Source organism: Nocardia sp. NPDC046763 (assembly GCF_040645495.1).
Classification (GTDB): domain Bacteria; phylum Actinomycetota; class Actinomycetes; order Mycobacteriales; family Mycobacteriaceae; genus Nocardia.
Genome location: NZ_JBEYYI010000003.1, coordinates 397,875 through 417,239 on the forward strand (window position 1 = coordinate 397,875; position 19,365 = coordinate 417,239).

Below are 19,365 nucleotides of genomic sequence, written 5' to 3' on the forward strand. Positions count from 1 at the left end.
TCGTTGCGGACGACTCGAGATCACCACCGATCCACTCGGCGGGATGCTCCGAATCATAGGACGTGGATCACGTCCTACGGCTTGCGCATGCGCGCGATCGCGGGGCCATCGGGGACGGGCCGTGATCGATTTTCGGGGCTAGGGGAGTTGCGTCTACAGCGGCAGAACGGAGTTCTTTGATGAGTTCATTGGCCACCGACCATGTCGACCAATGTTCTTCGGGTGAATTCTCGGCTCAACCCTTCGCGCTCTCTCCCGCGCAGTCGGCTCTCTGGTACGCCCAGCGCATCCGGCCCGACATCCCCCTCACCATCGCGCAATACGTCGAGATTCACGGCGATCTGGACGTCGGCCGCCTGCTATACGCCATCGAGCGCTACGGAGCCGAGACCGAATGCGGGCACGTGCGCCTGCTCGAGATCGACGGGGTGCCGCACCAGCTGGTCGACTTCCACTGGCGGCCCGGCTGGGCCCGCTACGACCTGCGCGCCGAAGCCGACCCGCGCGCCGCGGCCCTCGCCTGGATGAACGAGCACGCCAGCTCACCCATCGACATCGAACGCGACCCGCTCACCACCAATGTGGTGCTGCAGGTCGGCGACTCCGACTGGATCTGGTACAGCCGCGGCCACCACATCGTCATCGACGGCTACGGCGCCATGAACGCCACCGCGCGCGCCGCGGAGATCTATACGGCCCTCGAAGCTCACGACGAGCCGGCGAACTCCCGGGCCACCCCGCTGGCCACCATCTACTCCGACGAGAACCGCTACCGCGAGACCAGCCGCTTCGTCACCGACAGCGACTACTGGCGCCAGCAGCTCGACGGGGCCGGCGAGCCGATCACCCTGTCCAGCAACGGAATGCTGCCCGCGGTGTCCGACGCCGGCCGCCGCAGCACGACCGCCGTGCTCGCCGATGATGCCCAGGCCGCCGTCGAGGCGGCCGCGACCGCGTTCGGCTCCAACAGCTCCGCGCTGTTCGTGGCCGCCCTGGCCGGTTACGTGCGGGCCGTCACCGGCACCCAGGACGTGGTGCTGAGCCTGCCCGTGTCCGCGCGCACCACCGTGGCGCTGCGCCGTTCCAGCGGTGTGGTCTCGAACGTGGTGCCCATCCGCGTGCAGTTCACCGACACCCACACCGTCGCCGACACCGTGCGCGCGGTCGAGCTGCAGATCACCGGCGCCCTGCGTCACCAGCGCTATCGCAGCGACGACATCCGCCGGGACTGCGGCTATTCGCGCGACGCCCGCGGCTTCTTCGGCCCCATGGTCAACCTCATGCTCTTCCACAGCGAGCTGAAGTTCGGCAGCCTGATGGGTTCCATCAACGTTCTGTCCACCGGCCCGGTCGAGGACCTGTCGATCAACCTGTACAACGGTCTCGGCGGTCACATCCACATCGACTTCGAGGGCAACCCGCGCCTCTACAGCGATGCCGAACTCACCGCGCACCACAGCCGGCTGCTGGATTACCTGGTCCGCTTCGTGTCCGCCGACCCGGAGACGCCGGTCGTCGACATGCCGGTGCTCACCGATCCGGAACGCGAACGCGTACTGCACGAATGGAATTCGACCCAGGTGGCCCGCCAGGAGGGCACCTTGGCCGGGCTGTTCGCCGACCGGGCCGCCGCCTCGGCCGACCGGATCGCGCTCGACTACGAGGGCGTGACCCTCACCTACGCCGCCTTCGACGAGCGCGCCAACCAGCTGGCCCGCGAACTCATTGCTCGCGGCGCGGGACCCGACACCCTGGTCGGCCTGGCCGTCCGCCGCAGCCTCGACCTGCTGGTCGGCATGTACGCCATCGTCAAGGCGGGCGCCGCCTACCTGCCCATCGACCCCGACCACCCGGCCGACCGCATCGGGGCCATCCTCGACCAGGCCCGGCCGCTGTGCGTACTCACCGCTTCGCGCGACAAGCTCGACATGCCCGGCACCGCACCGCGATTCGACATCGACACCGCGGATGTGTCGCGGCACCCGGGCCACCCGGTCACCGACACCGATCGGACTGCGCCGCTGCGTCCCGACCACCTCGCGTACGTCATCTTCACCTCCGGCTCCACCGGCGAGCCCAAGGGCGTCGGCATCACCCATGCCGCCATCGTGAACCGGCTGCGCTGGATGCAGGACGCTTACCCGCTCGACTCCTCCGACGTGGTATTGCAGAAGACCCCCGCCACCTTCGACGTCTCGGTGTGGGAGTTCTTCTGGCCCTTGCAGATCGGGGCCCGCTTGGTCATCGCCGTCCCCGACGGGCACCGCGATCCCGCGTATCTGGCCCGCATCATCAATGAAAAGGGCGTCACCACCGCGCATTTCGTGCCGTCCATGCTGTCGGTGTTCCTCACCGACACCGATGTGCGGGGCTGCACCGGACTGTCGCGGGTCTTCTGCTCCGGTGAGGCGCTGCCCGCGGCCACCGTCGCCGATTTCCACGCCGCCCTCGGCACCGGTGCCAGCGCGCCGGAGCTGCACAACCTGTACGGCCCGACCGAGGCCGCCGTCGACGTCACCGCCTGGCACTGCACTCCGGGCAGCACCGACGTTCCGATCGGCTCGCCCATCTGGAACACCCGCACCTATGTGCTGGACGCCCGACTCCAGCCGGTCGCCCCGGGCGTCGTGGGTGAGTTGTACCTGGCCGGTGTGCAGCTGGCCCGGGGCTATGTGGGCCGCGGCGCCCTCACCGCCGACCGTTTCGTGGCCAACCCGTTCACCCCCGGCGCCCGCATGTACCGCACCGGCGACCTGGTGCGCTGGCGCGGCACGGGCACCGCCGGCGTCCTGGAATACCTGGGCCGCAGCGACTTCCAGGTCAAGGTGCGCGGCCTGCGGATCGAACTAGGCGAGATCGAGGCCGTCCTGCTGGCCGACGCCCGCGTCGCGCGCGCCGTGTGCGTGGCCCGCCGCGGCCGCAGCGGGGACGAGCTTCTGGGCTACGTCGTGGCCGCGCCCGGCGTCGGCGCCCTCGACGCCTCCGACCTCACCGCCGCGTTGCGCCGGACCCTACCCAGCTACATGGTGCCGTCGTTCCTGATGGTGCTCGACAAACTACCGCTCAGCGCCAATGGCAAGGTGGACCGCAAGGCCCTGCCCGCACCCGAGGCGGGCGCCCGCCGCCCGGCCCGGCCCGTTGCCGCCCCCCGCACCGCCATGGAACGCCAGCTCACCGCCATCTTTGCCGAGGTGCTGGGCACCGACGAATTCGACGTCGAGGACAGCTTCTTCGACCTGGGCGGCAACTCGCTGACCGGCGCCCGGGCGGTCGCGCGCGTGAACGCGGCCCTCGGCGCGTCCCTCACCATCCGCGATCTGTTCGAAACGTCGACCGTCACCGCGCTGGCCACACGGCTCTCGGCCGAAGAACCGGAGAACACCTCCCCGAAACTGGTGGCCGGGCAACGGCCGCAACAGATTCCGCTGTCGCTGGCCCAGCAGCGGTTGTGGATCCTGAACCGGTTCGCCGAGCACGCGGCGGCCTACAATATGGCCTTCGCGGTGAAACTGACCGGGCCCCTTGATATTCCGGCGCTGCGGGCCGGCCTGGTGGATGTGCTGGAACGACACGAGAGCCTGCGCACCACCTTCCCCGACACCCCTGACGGGCCCTGCCAGCGGGTGCACCCGGCCTCGGAGATCCCGCTCACCCTCGATCCCATCGACGCCACGGGCGGGGACGCCGTCGCGCTGGCGAGCGAATTCGCCGGGTACGGCTTCGATCTGCGCAGCCAGGCCCCGGTCCGGGTGGCGCTGTACGCCACCGGGCCCGGCACCCACCTGTTCCTGGTGGTGTTGCACCACATCAGCTGCGACGGCTGGTCCATCGCCCCCTTGAGCCGCGACATCATCACCGCGGTCGCTGCCCGCGCCCAGGGCGTGGCGCCGCAGTGGACGCCGCTGCCGGTGCAGTACGCGGATTTCGCACTGTGGCAACGGGAACTGCTCGGCGACGAGGCCGCCCCGGCCAGTGCCCTGGCCCGGCAGCTCGCCTTCTGGCGCGCCGCGCTCGCCGACCTACCCGACCAGCTGGACCTGCCACTGGACCGCCCCCGCCCGCGGCACCGCAGCACCGCCGGCGGCACCGTCGAGTTCGGCATCTCCGCGCAGACCCGCCGGGCCCTGGCCGGCGTGGCCGCCGCACGCGGGGTCAGCACCTTCATGGTCCTGCACGCCGCGCTGGCCACGGTGCTCGCGCGCCTGTGCAACACCACCGACATCGTGATCGGCACCCCGATCGCCGGGCGCAGCGATCCGGCGCTCGACGATCTGGTCGGCATGTTCGTCAACACCCTCGTGCTGCGCACCCGGGTGGACCCGGCTGCCGGCTTCGACCGCATGCTCGCCGAGGTCCGCGAAACCGACCTCAATGCCTTGGCCAATGCCGACGTGCCCTTCGAGCGGCTCGTCGAGGTGGTCAATCCCGAGCGCTCGGCCGCCCGCCACCCCCTGTTCCAGGTGATGCTGTCCTACGACAGCAATGCCGAGCCGGACGTCGACCTGCCCGGTGTGGAGGCCGAGGTGGTGCCCCTGGCCACCGACGTCGCCAAGTTCGATCTGCAGCTGACCGTCCACGAACCCGCCGGCATCCCCGCGAAGGACGCCGGATTCACCGCCGAATTCGGTTATGCCGCCGATGTTTTCGACCGGACCACGGTGGAGACCATCGCGCGGCGCTTCGGCGCGATACTGGCCGCCGCCGTCGCCGAACCGTCCACGCCGGTCGGCGACCTGCCGCTGCTGGACGGCCGGGAGATCGCGAAGCTGGTGCCCATCATGGGTGCCCCCGCCGAGCCCAGCATCACCCTGGCCCGGCTGCTCAGCGACACCGCCGAGCGCGTGCCCGACGCGGTCGCGGTCCGCTACCTCGGCGTCGACACGACCTACCGGGAGCTGGACGAACGCTCGAACCGCCTGGCGCGGGTGCTGATCGAGCACGGCGCGGGCCCGGAGGTGGTGGTGGCGATCGCGCTGCCGCGCAGCCTGGAGAGCATCCTCGCGGTGTGGGCGGTGGCCAAGACCGGTGCCGCGTACGTGCCCGTCGACCCCGACTATCCGGCCGACCGCATCGCCCACATGCTCGCCGATTCCGGCGCCATGCTGGGCCTCACCAATGCCGAACGGCACGAGAGCATGCCGACCACCTGGCCCGGCAATCGGGGCCGCCACCGCAAGAGCTACGTCGACTGGCTGCTGCTCGGCTCCGAGCAGCTCGCGCAGGAGTGTGCGCAGTTCCCCGACACCCCGGTCACCGACGCGGACCGGCACCACCCGCTGCGCGTCGGCGGCCCGGCCTACCTGATCTACACCTCGGGTTCAACTGGCAAGCCCAAGGCCGTGGTGGTCACCAACGGGGGCATCGCCTCGCTGGCGCACGAGCAGATGCACCTGTTCAAGGTCACCGATTCGGCTCGCACCCTGCACTTCTCGTCGCCCAGCTTCGATGCCTCGGTGCTGGAGCTGCTGCTCGGTTTCGCGGCCGGGGCCACCATCGTGGTGGTGCCCGCGGGCGTCTTCGGCGGCGCCGAGCTGGCGCGCATCTTGCGCGAGGAGCATGTGACGCACGCCTTCGTCACGCCCGCCGCCCTGGCCACCGTACCCGCCGGCGACCTGCCGGAGCTGGAGGCCGTCATCGTCGGCGGGGAGGCCTGCCCCGAGGACCTCGTCGAGGTCTGGACCGCACCGGACTCCCGGCCCGGACTCCCGGCGCGGCGCATGCACAACATGTACGGGCCCTCCGAGGCTACGGTCGCCGCCACCGCAACCGGGCCCATGCTCGCGGGCCGGCCGGTGCCGATCGGCGGGCCGGTGCGCGGTATGCGGCTGTTCGTGCTCGACGGCCGCCTGCAACCGGTACCGCCGGGCGTGGCCGGCGAGCTGTACCTGTCCGGTCCCGGCCTGGCGCGCGGCTACCTGGGCCGGTACGGCCTGACCGCGCAACACTTCCCGGCCAATCCGCACGGGCGGCGCGGTGAACGCATGTATCGCACCGGCGATCTCGTGGTCGCCGACCGGGAGGGACAGCTGCGCTTCCTGGGCCGGGCCGACGATCAGATCAAGATCCGCGGCTTCCGGATCGAACTGCGCGAGATCGACCACGTGCTGGCCACGCATCCGGGAGTCACCTTCGCGCTCACCATCGTTCACCACGACGAGCGCGGAATCCCGCGTCTGGTGGCCTATCTCACCGCCGACACCGAGCTGGACCCGGCCGCGGTGCTCGAGACCGCGCGCGGACGGCTGCCCGGCTACATGGTGCCCGCCGCGGTCACCGTGCTCGATGCCCTACCGGTCTCCCCGACCGGCAAGCTGGACCGCAAGGCGCTGCCCGCACCGGAGTTCGTGGCCGCCGCGCCCACCCGCGCCCCGGAAACCGAACTGGAGCAACAGGTCGCACTGGTCTTCGGCAGTGTGCTGGGCGGCATCACGCCCGGTGCGGAGGACAACTTCTTCGAGATCGGCGGCAACTCCCTGCTGGCCACCCGCCTGACCGCGGCCCTGCACAGCGAGTTCGGGGTGGAGCTGCCGGTGCGCGACATCTTCGAGCTGCCGACGGTGTCCGGAGTGGCCGCACGGCTGGCGGAAGCGCCCCGGGCCCAGCGTGTAGCGCTGGCTGTGCGTACGCCGCGCCCGGAGCGCGTGCCACTGTCGCTGCCGCAGCAGCGGCTGTGGTTCCTCAACAGATATTCCCCCGAATCCAGCGCTTACAACATCGCATTCGTGCTGCGGATCGATGGCGATCCGGATATCGGCGCGTTGCGGGCGGCCCTGGCCGATGTGGTGGAGCGTCACGAGGTGCTGCGCACCGTCTTCCCGGAGGACGATCAGGGCGCCTACCAGGTGGTGCTGGACCTGGCACGGTGCCTGCCGGCGCTGGACGTGGTGGAGACCGACGAGGTCGGCGCGCGTCACACCCTGCGCTCGCTGGCGCGCCGCGGCTTCGACCTGACCCGCGAGATCCCGCTGCGGATCACCTTGCTGCGCACCGGAACCCGCCGGCACCTGGTTGGCATCGCGCTGCACCACATCGCCGCCGACGGCTGGTCGCTGGGCCCGCTCACCCGGGACCTGGCCATCGCCTACACCGCCCGCCACGGTGGTGCTGCGCCCACCTGGACGCCGTTGCCGGTGCAGTACGCCGACTTCAGCCTGTGGCAGCGCGACATTCTCGGCACGGAGGACGACGCCGAGAGCGCCGCCGCCACCCAGCTGGCCTACTGGCGCACCGCGCTGGCCGACCTGCCCGGGGAGCTGCCGCTGCCCTACGACCGGCCCCGCCCGGCCGAACCCACCCAGCGGGCCGGATCGGTGCGGTTCGAGGTGCCGGAAGCCGTGCAGCGCAGGCTCGCCGAGGTCGCGCGGGCACACGGCGTCAGCCTGTTCATGGTGCTGCGCTCCACGGTGGCCGTGCTGCTGCGCGTGGTCACCGGCGGCCGCGACGTGGTCGTCGGTACCGCGGTGGCCGGGCGCACCGACACCCGCCTCGACGATCTGGTCGGCATGTTCGTCAACACGCTGATCCTGCGCTCGGATGTGGACCCCGACCGCAGCTTCGCCGAACTGCTGCAGGCCGACCGCGACACCGAACTCGCCGCCATGGCGCATGCCGAGGTGCCCTACGAGCGGGTCGTGGAGGAACTGCAGGCCGCGGACGCCCGGCAGCGCCGCTACGGCGCGAGCCCGCTGCTGCAGGTCGCGCTGACCGTGCAGGACGCCCCGGTGCCCGCGCTGCGGCTGCCGGGTTTGTCGCTGCAGGCCGAGGAACTCGATATCGCGCTGGCCAAGTTCGATCTGGAGCTGCGGGTGCTGCCCGGCGCGGGCGAGGACCAGCGGGTCTTCGAATTCGTCTACGCCGCCGAGCTTTTCGACCAGGCGACGGTCGGCACCCTGGTCGAGCGTCTGGTCAAGGTGTTCGGCGCCGTCACCGCCGACCCGCACGTGCGCGTCCGCGACATCGACGCGCGTACCGAACTCGAGCACAACATGTTCACCCCGGCCTGGGGTCCCGCGCCGGAACCGCAGTGCAGCCTGGCCGCCTACTTCGCGGCCACCGCGCACCTCAATGCCGACCGGGTGTTCCTGCGTTCCGACGACATCGAGCTCACCTACCTGGAATCCGACGTGTACTCGAACCGCTTGGCGCGGGCTCTGATCCACCGCGGCCTGGGCCCGGGGGACCGGGTGGCGCTGGGCCTGGTCCGGTCGGCGGAGTCGGTGCTGACGGCGTTGGCCGTCACCAAGTGCGGTGCGGCGTTCGTGCCGGTGGACCCCAACTATCCGGCGGACCGGGTGCAGCACATGCTCACCGACTCCAGCTGCCGGGTGGGTATCAGCATGACCGAGCACGCCGACCGGCTCCACGCCGCCGGCGGCGACGACAGTGTGCAGTGGCTGCTGCTCGACGACGCCGTACTGCTCGAAGAACTCGAGGCCCTCGAGGACGGCCCGATCACCGACGCCGAACGCACCGCCACCCTGTGGACCACGGATCTGGCGTACATCATCTACACCTCCGGCTCGGTCGGAAAACCCAAGGGCGTGGCCGTCACCCACGGCGGCCTGTCCAATTTCGCCGACGAGGTCCGCGAGCGTGCGCGGGTCGACCGTGACTCGCGGACCATGCATTTCGCGTCCCCGAGCTTCGACGCCTCCGTCTACGACCTGCTGTTCGCGATCTGCGCGGGCGCGACCATGATCATCGTCCCGCCCGATGTGTACGGCGGCGACGAACTGGCCGCGTTCATGGACCGCGAACAGGTCAGCCACACCTTCATTACCCCGGCCGCGCTGGCGACCATCGACCGGGACCGCTGGCCGCTACCGCACCTGCGCGCGATCATGGCCGGCGGCGAGGTCCTGGGACCGGAACTGGTGGCGCGCTGGGCCCCCGGCCGCATGATGTTCAATGTGTACGGCCCGACGGAGACCACCATCGTGGTCGCCATTGCCGGGCCGTTGAGGGTCGGCGAGCCCATCACCATCGGCAACCTGGTCCGCGGTGCCCGTGCCGTGGTCCTGGACGAGCGCCTGCGCCCGGTCCCGGTCGGAGTGCCCGGCGAGCTGTACATCGGCGGACAGGGTTGTGCGCGCGGCTATTTCGAGCGGTTCGATCTCACCGCCTCCCGGTTCGTCGCGGACCCGTACGGCCCGGAGGGCTCGTGCCTCTACCGCACCGGCGACGTGGTGCGCTGGACCGGCGACGGTGACATCGTCTACCTGGGTCGTAGCGACCACCAGGTGAAGCTGCGTGGTTTCCGTATCGAGCTGGGCGAGATCGACGGCGTGCTCACCGCCCACCGCGCAATCCGCTTCTCCCACACCGAGGTTCGTGAGATCGCCGGCGCGCGCCGCATCGTGTCGTTCGTGCTGCCCATGGACCTCGCCGCCGCGCCCGACCCCGAGGAGCTGCGTGCCCACTGCGCGGCGCACCTGCCGGCGCACATGGTGCCCAGCGCCCTCGCCCTGCTCGACCACATTCCGCTCACTCCGGTCGGCAAGCTCGATCGCGACGCGCTGCCGGAACCCAGGGCCGTCGTTGCCGGGGTCTCACGGGAGCCGGAGTCCGACACCGAGCGCCTGGTCGCCGAGGTGATGGGGGAGCTGGTCGGCACCGAGGCCCTGGGCGCGGACGACAGCTTCTTCGAGATCGGCGGAAACTCGCTGCTGGCCACCCAATTGGTGGCCCGGCTGGCCACCGCCACCGGGGTGCGACTCGAGGTGCGGTCGGTCTTCGCCGCGCCCACCGTGGCCGGACTCGCCGCCGCCCTGGATGCCGGATCCTCCTCGGCGGATCTGCGGCCGGAACCGCGCCGGCGCACCCGGCCCGCGCGGATCCCGCTCTCCGCGGCCCAGCGGCGGCTGTGGTTCCTGGAGAAGTTCAACGCCGGCGAGCACGGAGAAGCACTGGGCGCCTACAACGTTCCGGTTGCCCTGCGCCTGCACGGCGAGCTGGACATCCCGGCACTGCGCGCAGCCCTGCACGCCGTCCAGGACCGTCACGAGATCCTGCGCACCGTCTTCCCGGAGATCGACGGCGAACCCTGCCAGCGGATCCTGGATCCGGGCGAGGGGGTGGTCGGCCTGCCGGTGCGGACGGTCGCCGCGGACGAGGTGCCCGGCGAGATCCGCCGCGTCACCGCCGGCGGTTTCGATTTGGCCACCAGCGTGCCGGTGCGTGCGGCCCTGCTGCGCCTGACCGGCAGCAATTCCGAGCATGTGCTTGTGCTGGTCGTGCACCACATCGCCATGGACGGCTGGTCGCTGCAGCCGCTGGCCGCCGATGTGGCCGCCGCGTACCGGGCGCACACCGGCAAGCAGACCCCGGAATGGCCCGAACTGCCCATCCAGTACGCCGATTACACGCTGTGGCAGCAGGATGTGCTGGGTCGCGAGGATGATCCGGATTCGGTGATCAGCCGCCAGCTCGACTACTGGCGACGCGCCCTCGACGGCATGCCGGAACTGCTCTCCGTTCCCGCCGACCGGCCACGGCCGCCGGTGCCGACCTACCGGGGCGGCACGGTGGAGTGCAAGCTCGACGCTTTCACCCACCGCGAATTGCAGGTGCTGGCAGCCGAACACGGCGTCACCATGTTCATGGTGCTGCACGCGGCACTCGTCGTACTGCTGCATCGCCTGACGCACGGCGACGACATCACGGTCGGCACAGCCATTGCGGGACGCGGACATCCGAAGCTGGACCGCCTGGTCGGCATGTTCGTCGGCACCCTGGTGCTGCGCACCCACATCGACGGCGGTGCCGCATTCGGCGACCTGCTACGCGCGGTCCGCAACACCGACCTGGAGGCCTTCGCCAACGCCGACGTGCCGTTCGAGCGCCTGGTCGAGGTGCTGAATCCGGTGCGCTCCCAGGCACATCACCCGATGTTCCAGATCATGCTGTCGGTGCAGAACCAGCCCGCGCAGGTGCTGGAGCTGCCCGCCATGCGCATCGAGGCCGACGACGCCGACCCGGGCATCGCCAAGTTCGACCTGCAGTTCACCCTCACCGAATCCTGGACGCCGCGCCGCGAACCCGACGGCATCACGGTGTCGGTGAACTACGCGTCCGACCTGTTCGAGGCGGCGACCGCGCAGCGGCTGGCACAGCGCTTCGTGCGGCTGCTGGCCGCGGCCGCCGCGCATCCGGCCACCGCCGTGGGCGATCTGGACCTGCTGGACTCGGCCGAGTGGTCGGCGCTGGCACCGGTGCGCGGCACCGAGCCCGGCCAGTCCATCACCTTCCCGGAGGTGTTCGAGGCCGCGGCCAACCTCAACCGGTCCGCCATCGCGGTCCGCTCCGCCGGCACCCAGATCTCCTACGACGCTCTGGACCGCTGGACCAACCGGCTGGCCCGCGTACTCATCGGCTACGGCGTGGGCCCGGAAACCCTGGTCGCCATGGGGATTCCGCGTTCGGCCGAATCGGTGGCGGTGATGCTGGCCATCGCCAAGGCCGGCGCCGCGTTCGTGCCCGTCGACCCCAACTATCCGGAGCAGCGCATCAGCCACATGCTGCTGGATTCCGGTGCGGCCGTGGGCATCACGCTGTCCGGCTACCGGGAGCGCATGCCCGACGGAGCCAACTGGACGATGCTGGACGCGCCGTCGTTCCGGCGGCGGGTGCTCGCCACCTCCGACGCGCCGATCCATGACGCCGAACGCACCGTGCCGCTGCGCATGCACAACCCGGCCTACGTCATCTACACCTCCGGCTCCACCGGCATCCCCAAGGGCGTGGTCGTCACCCACGGCGGCCTGTCCAACTTCGCCGCCGAGACCGCGCAGCGCTTCGACGTCGGCCCCGGCTGCCGGGTCCTGCACTTCGCCACACCGAGTTTCGACGCCGCCATGCTGGATCTGCTGTTCGCTCTCGGCGGAGCCGCCACCCTGGTGATCAGCCCGCCGGGCGTGGTCGGCGGGCAGGAACTGGGGCAGGTGTTCATCGAGGAGGGCATCACCCATGCCTTCATCACCACCTCGGCGCTGGGCACCGTCGATCCGGCCGGCGTGACCGCGCTGCGGCATGTGCTGGTCGGCGGTGAGGCGCTGCCACCGGACCTGGTCAGCCGGTGGGCCCCGGGCCGCAAGTTCTACAACGTGTACGGGCCGACGGAGACCACCATCGTCACTGTGATCTCGCACCCCATGACACCCGGCGGGCCGATCACCATCGGCGGACCCATCCGCGGGGTCGGCGCGACCGTGCTCGACGCGCGCCTGCACCCGACCCCGGCCGGGGTCACCGGTGAACTGCACCTGGCCGGCGCGGCGCTGGCGCGCGGCTACCTGCGCCGCCCGGGCCTGACCGCCCAGCGCTTCGTGGCCAACCCGTTCGGCAAGCCCGGTGAGCGCATGTATCGCACCGGAGATCTGGTCCGCTGGCTCGAAAGCGAGGGCAGCGCAAGGGATCTGGAGTACTACGGCCGCACCGACCACCAGGTCAAGATCCGCGGCTTCCGCATCGAGCTCGGCGAGATCGACGCGGCGCTCGCCAAGCACCCGGAGGTGGAGTTCGCCACCACCATCGGGCACCGTACCCCGGCCGGCTCCACCGCGCTGGTGTCGTATGTGAAGCCGCGCACCGGAACCGCGCCCACCACCGCCGAGCTGACCGCGCACGTGGCCGCACTGGTGCCCAACTACATGGTCCCGCAGTCGATCATGCTGCTGGACCGGGTGCCGCTGTCCCCGGTCGGCAAGCTCGACCGGAAGGCATTGCCGGAACCGGTGTTCGCGGCCCGCGAGGGCTACCGGGCCCCCGCCACCCCGATGGAGGAGGCGCTGTGCACCGCCTTCGCCGACGTGCTGGGTGTCGAACAGGTCGGCGCCGACGACGGGTTCTTCGAACTCGGCGGCAACTCGCTGCTGGCCACCAAGGTGGTGGCCCAGCTGCGGGCTGGCGGCATCGACCTACCGGTGCAGGCCATGTTCGGCGAGTCCAGCCCGGCCGCCATCGCCGCGCGGCTCGCCGCCGCCGCGGGCGACGCGGGCGCCGCGCTGACCGCGGCCCTGGGCGCGGTGCTGCCGCTGCGGGCGGTCGCCGATTCCGGTGTGCCGCCGCTGTTCTGCGTTCATCCGGCCATCGGCCTGTCCTGGTGCTTCGCCGGGCTGCTGTCGCATCTGCCGCAGGAGCAGCCCGTATACGGCCTGCAGGCCCCGCACGTGGCCGGGGAGGACAGTCACCGCACCATCGCCGAAGCTGCGAAACACTATGTGGCGCACATGAAGTCGGTGCAGCCCACGGGCCCCTACCAGGTGCTGGGCTGGTCGCTGGGCGGGCTCATCGCCCACGAGATGGCCGTACAGCTGCAGGAGGCCGGTGACGAGGTCGCGCTGCTGGCCCTGATGGACAGCTACCAGCTGTCGGATCGGTGGCTCGAGGAGGCGGTGCCGTCGGTGGCCGCCGTGGTCGCCGAATTCGGTTCCGACCTGCTCGGCGGTGACGCCGACATCGATTCGCGCATGACGCTCACCGAGGCGGCCGAACTGCTCCGCGGGCGATCCGGGCCGTTCGCGGCGCTCACCGTCGAGCACCTGGAACGGCTCTACACCGGATACGAGAACGGCGCGGCGCAGGCGCACGGGTTCCGGCCCCGCGTCTTCGACGGTGATCTGCTGTTCTTCACCGCCGCCGACGACGAGATCAACCGGGCCGACCCGGACCGCTGTGCCGCGTCCTGGCAGCCCTACGTCACCGGTGCGGTGCACGATCAGCTGGTGCGCTGCACGCACGCCGGCATGACAACGCCCGAATCCCTCGCCGTCATCGGGCCGGCGTTGCGGGATCAGCTGGCAGCCATCCGAGCCCGGCGGGAGGGTATGCGATGAGTCTGGCCGTGGAAATCCAAGGGCTGGTGAAGTATTACGGCAAGGTGCGGGTGCTGGACGGTATCGATCTCGAGATCCCGTCCGGCACTGTGATGGGACTGCTCGGGCCCAACGGCGCGGGCAAGACCACCACGGTCCGCATCGTCACCACCCTGCTGCGCCCGAGCGCGGGCTCTGTGCACGTCACAGGAGTGGACGTGCTGAAGCATCCGGCCCGGGTTCGCACCCGGATCGGCCTGTCGGGCCAGTACGCGGCCATCGACGCCAATCTGTCCGGGTTCGAGAACCTGCGCATGGTGGCCCGGTTGTACGGCATGAACCACAAACGGGCCGCTGAACGCGCTACCGAACTGCTCACCGCCCTCGGCCTCGACCACGCGGCCGGGCGGCGGGCGGGCACCTACTCCGGCGGTATGGCCCGCCGGCTGGACCTGGCGGGGGCGTTGGTGTGCCGGCCCCCGGTGGTCGTGCTGGACGAGCCGACCACCGGTCTGGATCCGCGCGGGCGCCTCGACATGTGGCGTGTCATCGGCGAACTTGTCGACGACGGCACCACCGTGCTGCTCACCACCCAGTACCTGGAGGAGGCCGACCTCCTCGCCGACCGCATCACCGTCATCGATCACGGGCGGGTCATCGCCCGCGGTTCGGCCGACGAACTGAAGACGTCCATCGGCGGCGACAAGCTCACCGTCACCCTCGCTCCCGGGCAGGATCCTGCCCCCGCGCAGCAGGTGCTGGGTGAGGTGGGCATCGGCGAAGCCGAATTCGACGAGGGCGCCGTCGCGGTCACCGTGGTGGTCGGCGACGGCACCCGCACCATGGTGGAGGCGCTGCGCCGCCTCGACGACGCCGGGGTGCACGTGGTCGACGCCGTCGTGGACCGGCCCACCCTCGACGACGTATTCCTTTCCCTCACCGGCAAATCCGGCGAACGCAAGCCGGCCGTCCCCGCCCCCGAGTCTGTCCAAGAGGAGATCCTGTCGTGACGACCCTCCCCGCCGAACCGGAAGCCCCCGCGCCACCCGCTCAGGAGCCCGGCCGCCAGCGCGTCGAGGGGCCGATCATGCTGTTACCCCGGGTGGTGCGCGACTCGGCGATCGTGGCCTACCGCAACCTGCTGACCATCCTGCGGGTGCCGACCCTGCTGGTGACGGCCACCATCCAGCCGCTGATGTTCGTGTTCCTGTTCGCCTACATCTTCGGCGCGTCCCTGGGCGGCAGCCAGTACCGGGAGTTCCTGCTGGCCGGAATCTTCACGCAGACAGTCGCTTTCAATGCCGCGTTCACCACCGTCGGCCTGGCCAACGACCTGCACCAGGGCATCATCGACCGGATGCGGACGCTGCCCATGTCGCGGCTGGCGGTGCTGATGGGCCGCACCCTGTCGGACCTGGTGGTCAATGTCCTGGCGCTGGCGGTCATGGTGGTCTGCGGGTACCTGGTCGGCTGGCGGATCAACGGGTCGATCATGGACGCGGTGCTGGCGTTCGGGGTGATCCTGCTGTTCGCGTTCGCCATGTCGTGGGTCGGGGCGATCACCGGGCTCGTGTCGCCCAGCGTCGAGGTGGCCCAGAGTGCCGGTCTCATCTGGCTCTTCCCACTGACCTTCATCTCCTCGGCATTCATCTCCGGGGAGACGTTGCCCGGCCCGCTGCGCACGGTCGCCGCCTGGAATCCGATCACCGCGGTGTCGGCGGCCGGGCGCAAGCTGTTCGACAACGGCTCCCCGCCGTCGTTCAAACCGGCCACCGGCTGGCCCGCCGACCACTGCGTCGAATACTCCATCTACTGTTCGCTGGCCATCCTGGCGATCTCGGTGCCGATCGCCCTGCTGCAATACCGGAAGGTGGCCAGTCACTGAGCCGGCGCGGGCAGCGCACCGAGCTGCCCCAGCATGCTGAACAGGTCGAAGGAGCCACGGAATTCGGTGATCCGGCCGTCGCGGATGCGGTAGAACACGACGCCGGGCACCGCCACCTCACGGCCGGTCGCCGGAATGCCCTGGAATTCGCCGAGCTGCGTGCCGTGCCCGGTCCAGCGCTCCACCACCCGATCATCTTCGGCCACAAGCTCTTCCAGCGTCGAGTGCCAGTCGGGGAAGGCGGCGCGCAGGGTGGTGTTGAACTGCTGGAGGCCCTCGATGCCGCCGACCTCGGGGGCATGGATGACGACGTCGGCGACCATCAGCTCGTCGGCCGCCGCCAGTCGCCCGGCGTTCCAGAATTCGTTCACGAATCGCTCCACGAGTGCCTTGTTCTGCTCGGACATGATTTCTCCTCGGGTAGGTTCCGCGGCCCGCGCTGCCCGGGCCCTGTGCAGCCCACTGTGCGCCGCGCGCGGGGGCGGGGAACATTCCAGAAAAGTGGTATCTCGGAGACCCGGACGCGGTCGTAGCCTGAATCCGTGGGGATGAACCGATCGATGGATCGGGCACGACGTGACATCGTCCGTCTGTGCCATTCCGGCCTGGATGCCCGCACCGTCCTGAGCGAATCGCTGACCGCCCTGCGCGCCGCCGTTCCGATCGCGGCCTACTGGGCGGCGACCACCGACCCGGCCACGGTCCTGTTCACCGGTTCGGTCATCGACGCCATCCCGGAGTCGGCCACGCCCCTGTTCCTGGCCAACGAATTCCTCGACGCGGATGTCAACCGGTTCCGGGTCCTGGCGCACGCGCCCGACCCGGTGCGCTCCCTCTTCGACGCCACCCACGGGAGCCCGGACGACAGTGCCCGCTACCGGGACATCCTCGCGCCCCTCGGGATGGGGGACGAGCTGCGGGCGGCACTGCGGGTCGGCGACAGCTGCTGGGGTGTGCTGTGCCTGCACCGGGAACCGTCACCGCTGGGGTTCCGGGCCGGAGAGATCGATTTCCTGCACGCCGTGGCCCCGCATCTGGCCGAGGGCCTGCGCGCGGCCGTACTGCTGTCGGACCTGGGCGGCGGCGACGGGCATCTCGCTCCCGGTCTGCTGTTGCTCGACGACGCGGCGGCGGTGCTCGCCGTGACACCCGAGGCGCGCACCCTGCTGGCCGAGGTTGCCGATCAGCCCCCGCGCGCCGAGCTGCCCCAGGCGATCGTCGCGGTGGCCATGCGCCTGCGCAGCCTGGAACGCGACCCGAATTCGCCTGTGGTGCCGCGTATTCGCTTGCGCACCCGTTCCGGCCGCTGGCTGGTCGCGCACGCGTCCCGGTTGCACACTCTCGCCGACGCCGGCCCGGCCGGACCGATCGCGGTCATCCTCGAGCCCGCCCGCGCCCCCGAGATCGCGCCCCTCAAACTGGCCGCCTACCCGCTGACCCCGCGTGAGCACGAGATCGCCACGCTGGTGCTGGCGGGCAACTCCACCCGGCAGATCGCCGCCACCCTGGTGGTGTCGCCGTTCACGGTGCAGCAGCACCTGAAGTCCATCTTCGAGAAGTCCGGGGTGCGCAGCCGCCGGGAGCTCGTCGCCAATCTCCTTGCCGCCCACTACGGCTCACCGGGCTGACCCCGGCACGGGAAGGGCCCCGCACCGGTGTGGTGCGGGACCCTTCCCGTTCGTCGCTGTGCTCAGCCGCGGCGGCGGGTCTTGAGCAGCTCCATGCGCTCCTGCAGGAGCTCCTCGAGCTCCTCCTTGCTGCGACGCTCCAGCAGCATGTCCCAGTGGGTGCGGGGCGGCTTGACCTTCTTGGGCTCCTGCGTGGTGCCTTCGAGCAGGATGCCCTCCTGGCCGTTGCGGCACAGCCAGGTCGGAGGGATTTCGGCGTCGTCGGCGAAGGGAACGTCGAATTCCTCGCCGTTGTCGGTGCGGTACCGCGCCATCCGACGCGGCGCCAGGTCGTGGTCGCGGTCGGTCTCGTAGCTCACCGCTCCGAGCCGAGACCCCCGGAGTACGCGATCTGCCATGAGTGCGGTCCCTTCTCGCCTGTCGGCAATGTTCTACATCAGTGTTTCTGCAGCTGCGCTACCTACTGTCAACGCAGCCGCGCACGTGTCGGTTCCCGTGGGAGAACCCTGCCATCCTACTCGTCCGGCGCGCCCACTCCGTCGCGGCGTGCCCTTCCGCCCGGTCGCGGCCGCAAACCGCTAATGTGACGGACCATGTCTCGACGCGTGCTGTCCTGCTGCCAATGGTGCGGGCGGGAGATCGCCGAATCGGAGATCGGACGCCGCCGGCGGTACTGCCGGCAATCGTGTCGCCAGCGGGCGTACGAACATCGAAACAGCGTGAAGGGCACCGGCATTCCCGAGGATTCGGTGGTGCTCAGTGCCCAGGAGGTCTCGGACCTGTCCGATCGCTGGTTCGCCGCCCGCTGCGCCGCCGAGGACGTGGCCACGGCGGTCGCGGAGGGCGCCGAGATGATCGAACTCGCCGATCTCACCGCGACATTGGTGGCGTTGACGCGCGAGGCCGAACGGCTGCGCTGACCGCGGCGTGGCGGCCGGCGGGCAGGGTGCGCACGCTCAGTGCGTAGACGATGCCGATGCCGAGCGCGGTGACGGCGGCGACAAGGCCGAGGGCGGTGAGGGTTTCACCGTCGGGCCGGGTCACCGGCTGCCCGCGCAGTGCCTGCCACATCAGCAGCGCCACCAGAGTGGTGTAACCGAGCGCCAGCACCCCGATCAGCCGGGTGCGGGTGCGCTCGGTGCGCAGCCATGTCACCGCGGGGGCGAGGCGGGTCAGCACGATGGCCGCCACGATGAGCAGTTGGATGCCGTGCAGGCCCGCGAAATGCGCGATCCGCATGTCGCCGCCGGCGGTGCTCCAGTGTGTGATCGGCATGCCGGCGACACCGTCGCGGACGGCGGGCTGCCCGCTGACGAACGTGTGTCCCGCGCCCAGCCGCACCGGGTGCCCGTAGGCGTCGGTGGTCTGCTGTTCGCCGCTGAAGCCCATGGTGTAGCCCAGCGCCATGCCGAACACCGCGATGCCCAGGCCCGCACGGATGGCCAGCGAGGTGGGCCGGTCGGTGACGCGCTGCCACGAAAGGGTCACCGCGATCACCAGATTCGCCAGGAACAGTCCGGGCACGCCGGTCATGAACACCCACTGGCCGATGGTGTTGACCGCGTCGTGCTGGGTGTTGAAGTGGCTGAAGGTGCCGCGCGCGGCCTGCACCACCACGAAACCGACGTCCACGATGGCGGTGGCGGCGAAGACGGCGCCCATCCACCAGGTCAGCCGCTGCCCGCGGTGCGGGAACGACACCAGCCATGCGAGGGTGCCGCAGTAGAGGACCATGGCGATGGCGAACTTGAGCGGTTTGAGCCACACCGATTCGCCCAGCAGCATGCGGTCGTCGAAGACCATGGCGCCCAGGGAGAACACGGCCAGGGCCGCCATGGCCGCGGTGGTGACGAGCAGAGGGCGATGCAGCCGGCGCGCGGGGACGGTGGGGGTGAACGGCGCGAGCGGCGGACGATCGAGCGTGGTCATGAGGGTGACGCTAGGTCCGTGAGTCCGGCTGCCACGTCCCCCGGCGGAGGGGCGGGCAGGCAGTACCCGGGTATGAGAACAGCCGTGGCGGTATGAGCCGGGGCCGCAGTGG

8 protein-coding genes are annotated in these 19,365 nt (G+C 70.5%); 5 read left to right on the forward strand and 3 right to left on the reverse strand.

Annotation, left to right across the window (positions count from 1 at the left end):
• Window positions 1-179 precede the first annotated feature (179 nt).
• The 3 genes from ABZ909_RS06945 to ABZ909_RS06955 all read left to right on the forward strand — a co-directional run bounded on the left by ABZ909_RS06945 (window position 180) and on the right by ABZ909_RS06955 (window position 15,696).
• Window positions 180-13,832 (forward strand): amino acid adenylation domain-containing protein, encoded by a 13,653-nt coding sequence (locus ABZ909_RS06945; protein WP_356996756.1) that lies wholly within the window; start codon window positions 180-182, stop codon window positions 13,830-13,832.
• Window positions 13,829-14,821 carry an ATP-binding cassette domain-containing protein gene (locus tag ABZ909_RS06950; protein ID WP_356996758.1) on the forward strand — a complete coding sequence of 331 codons (993 nt, stop codon included), beginning with the start codon at window positions 13,829-13,831 and terminating at the stop codon, window positions 14,819-14,821. Before ABZ909_RS06945 ends, ABZ909_RS06950 begins: the two co-directional genes overlap by 4 nt.
• Window positions 14,822-14,913: 92 nt before the next feature.
• A complete protein-coding gene (locus ABZ909_RS06955) occupies window positions 14,914-15,696 on the forward strand; it encodes an ABC transporter permease (RefSeq protein ID WP_356996867.1) in 783 nt (260 codons plus the stop codon).
• Here the strand turns inward: ABZ909_RS06955 and ABZ909_RS06960 are convergent.
• On the reverse strand, window positions 15,690-16,103 hold the full coding sequence (locus tag ABZ909_RS06960; protein WP_356996760.1) for an ester cyclase: 414 nt from the start codon (window positions 16,101-16,103) through the stop codon (window positions 15,690-15,692). The genes ABZ909_RS06955 and ABZ909_RS06960 overlap by 7 nt on opposite strands.
• A gap of 153 nt (window positions 16,104-16,256) precedes the next feature.
• On the opposite strand from ABZ909_RS06960, the gene ABZ909_RS06965 reads away from it, so the two are divergent.
• Window positions 16,257-17,324, forward strand: coding sequence for a helix-turn-helix transcriptional regulator (locus ABZ909_RS06965; protein ID WP_356996761.1), 1,068 nt, complete (start codon window positions 16,257-16,259; stop codon window positions 17,322-17,324).
• 62 nt (window positions 17,325-17,386) lie between these two features.
• Here ABZ909_RS06965 and ABZ909_RS06970 read toward each other — a convergent pair whose 3' ends face one another.
• Window positions 17,387-17,722 (reverse strand): RNA polymerase-binding protein RbpA, encoded by a 336-nt coding sequence (locus ABZ909_RS06970; protein WP_040857934.1) that lies wholly within the window; start codon window positions 17,720-17,722, stop codon window positions 17,387-17,389.
• A 195-nt stretch (window positions 17,723-17,917) separates the two neighbouring features.
• On the opposite strand from ABZ909_RS06970, the gene ABZ909_RS06975 reads away from it, so the two are divergent.
• Window positions 17,918-18,244: a hypothetical protein gene (locus tag ABZ909_RS06975; RefSeq protein ID WP_040857932.1), complete on the forward strand. Its 327-nt coding sequence runs from the start codon at window positions 17,918-17,920 to the stop codon at window positions 18,242-18,244.
• Here ABZ909_RS06975 and ABZ909_RS06980 read toward each other — a convergent pair.
• Window positions 18,195-19,253 carry a hypothetical protein gene (locus ABZ909_RS06980; protein WP_356996763.1) on the reverse strand — a complete coding sequence of 353 codons (1,059 nt, stop codon included), beginning with the start codon at window positions 19,251-19,253 and terminating at the stop codon, window positions 18,195-18,197. The two genes, ABZ909_RS06975 and ABZ909_RS06980, sit on opposite strands and share 50 nt — an antisense overlap.
• Window positions 19,254-19,365 lie beyond the last annotated feature (112 nt).

Bases quoted from the DNA above. Each gene is read 5' to 3' on its own strand.
- ABZ909_RS06945 (WP_356996756.1), top strand. From the start codon at position 180: ATGAGTTCATTGGCCACCGACCATGTCGACCAATGTTCTTCGGGTGAA.
- ABZ909_RS06980 (WP_356996763.1), bottom strand. From the start codon at position 19,253: ATGACCACGCTCGATCGTCCGCCGCTCGCGCCGTTCACCCCCACCGTC.
- ABZ909_RS06965 (WP_356996761.1), top strand. From the start codon at position 16,257: ATGGATCGGGCACGACGTGACATCGTCCGTCTGTGCCATTCCGGCCTG.
- ABZ909_RS06960 (WP_356996760.1), bottom strand. From the start codon at position 16,103: ATGTCCGAGCAGAACAAGGCACTCGTGGAGCGATTCGTGAACGAATTC.
- ABZ909_RS06950 (WP_356996758.1), top strand. From the start codon at position 13,829: ATGAGTCTGGCCGTGGAAATCCAAGGGCTGGTGAAGTATTACGGCAAG.
- ABZ909_RS06975 (WP_040857932.1), top strand. From the start codon at position 17,918: ATGTCTCGACGCGTGCTGTCCTGCTGCCAATGGTGCGGGCGGGAGATC.
- ABZ909_RS06970 (WP_040857934.1), bottom strand. From the start codon at position 17,722: ATGGCAGATCGCGTACTCCGGGGGTCTCGGCTCGGAGCGGTGAGCTAC.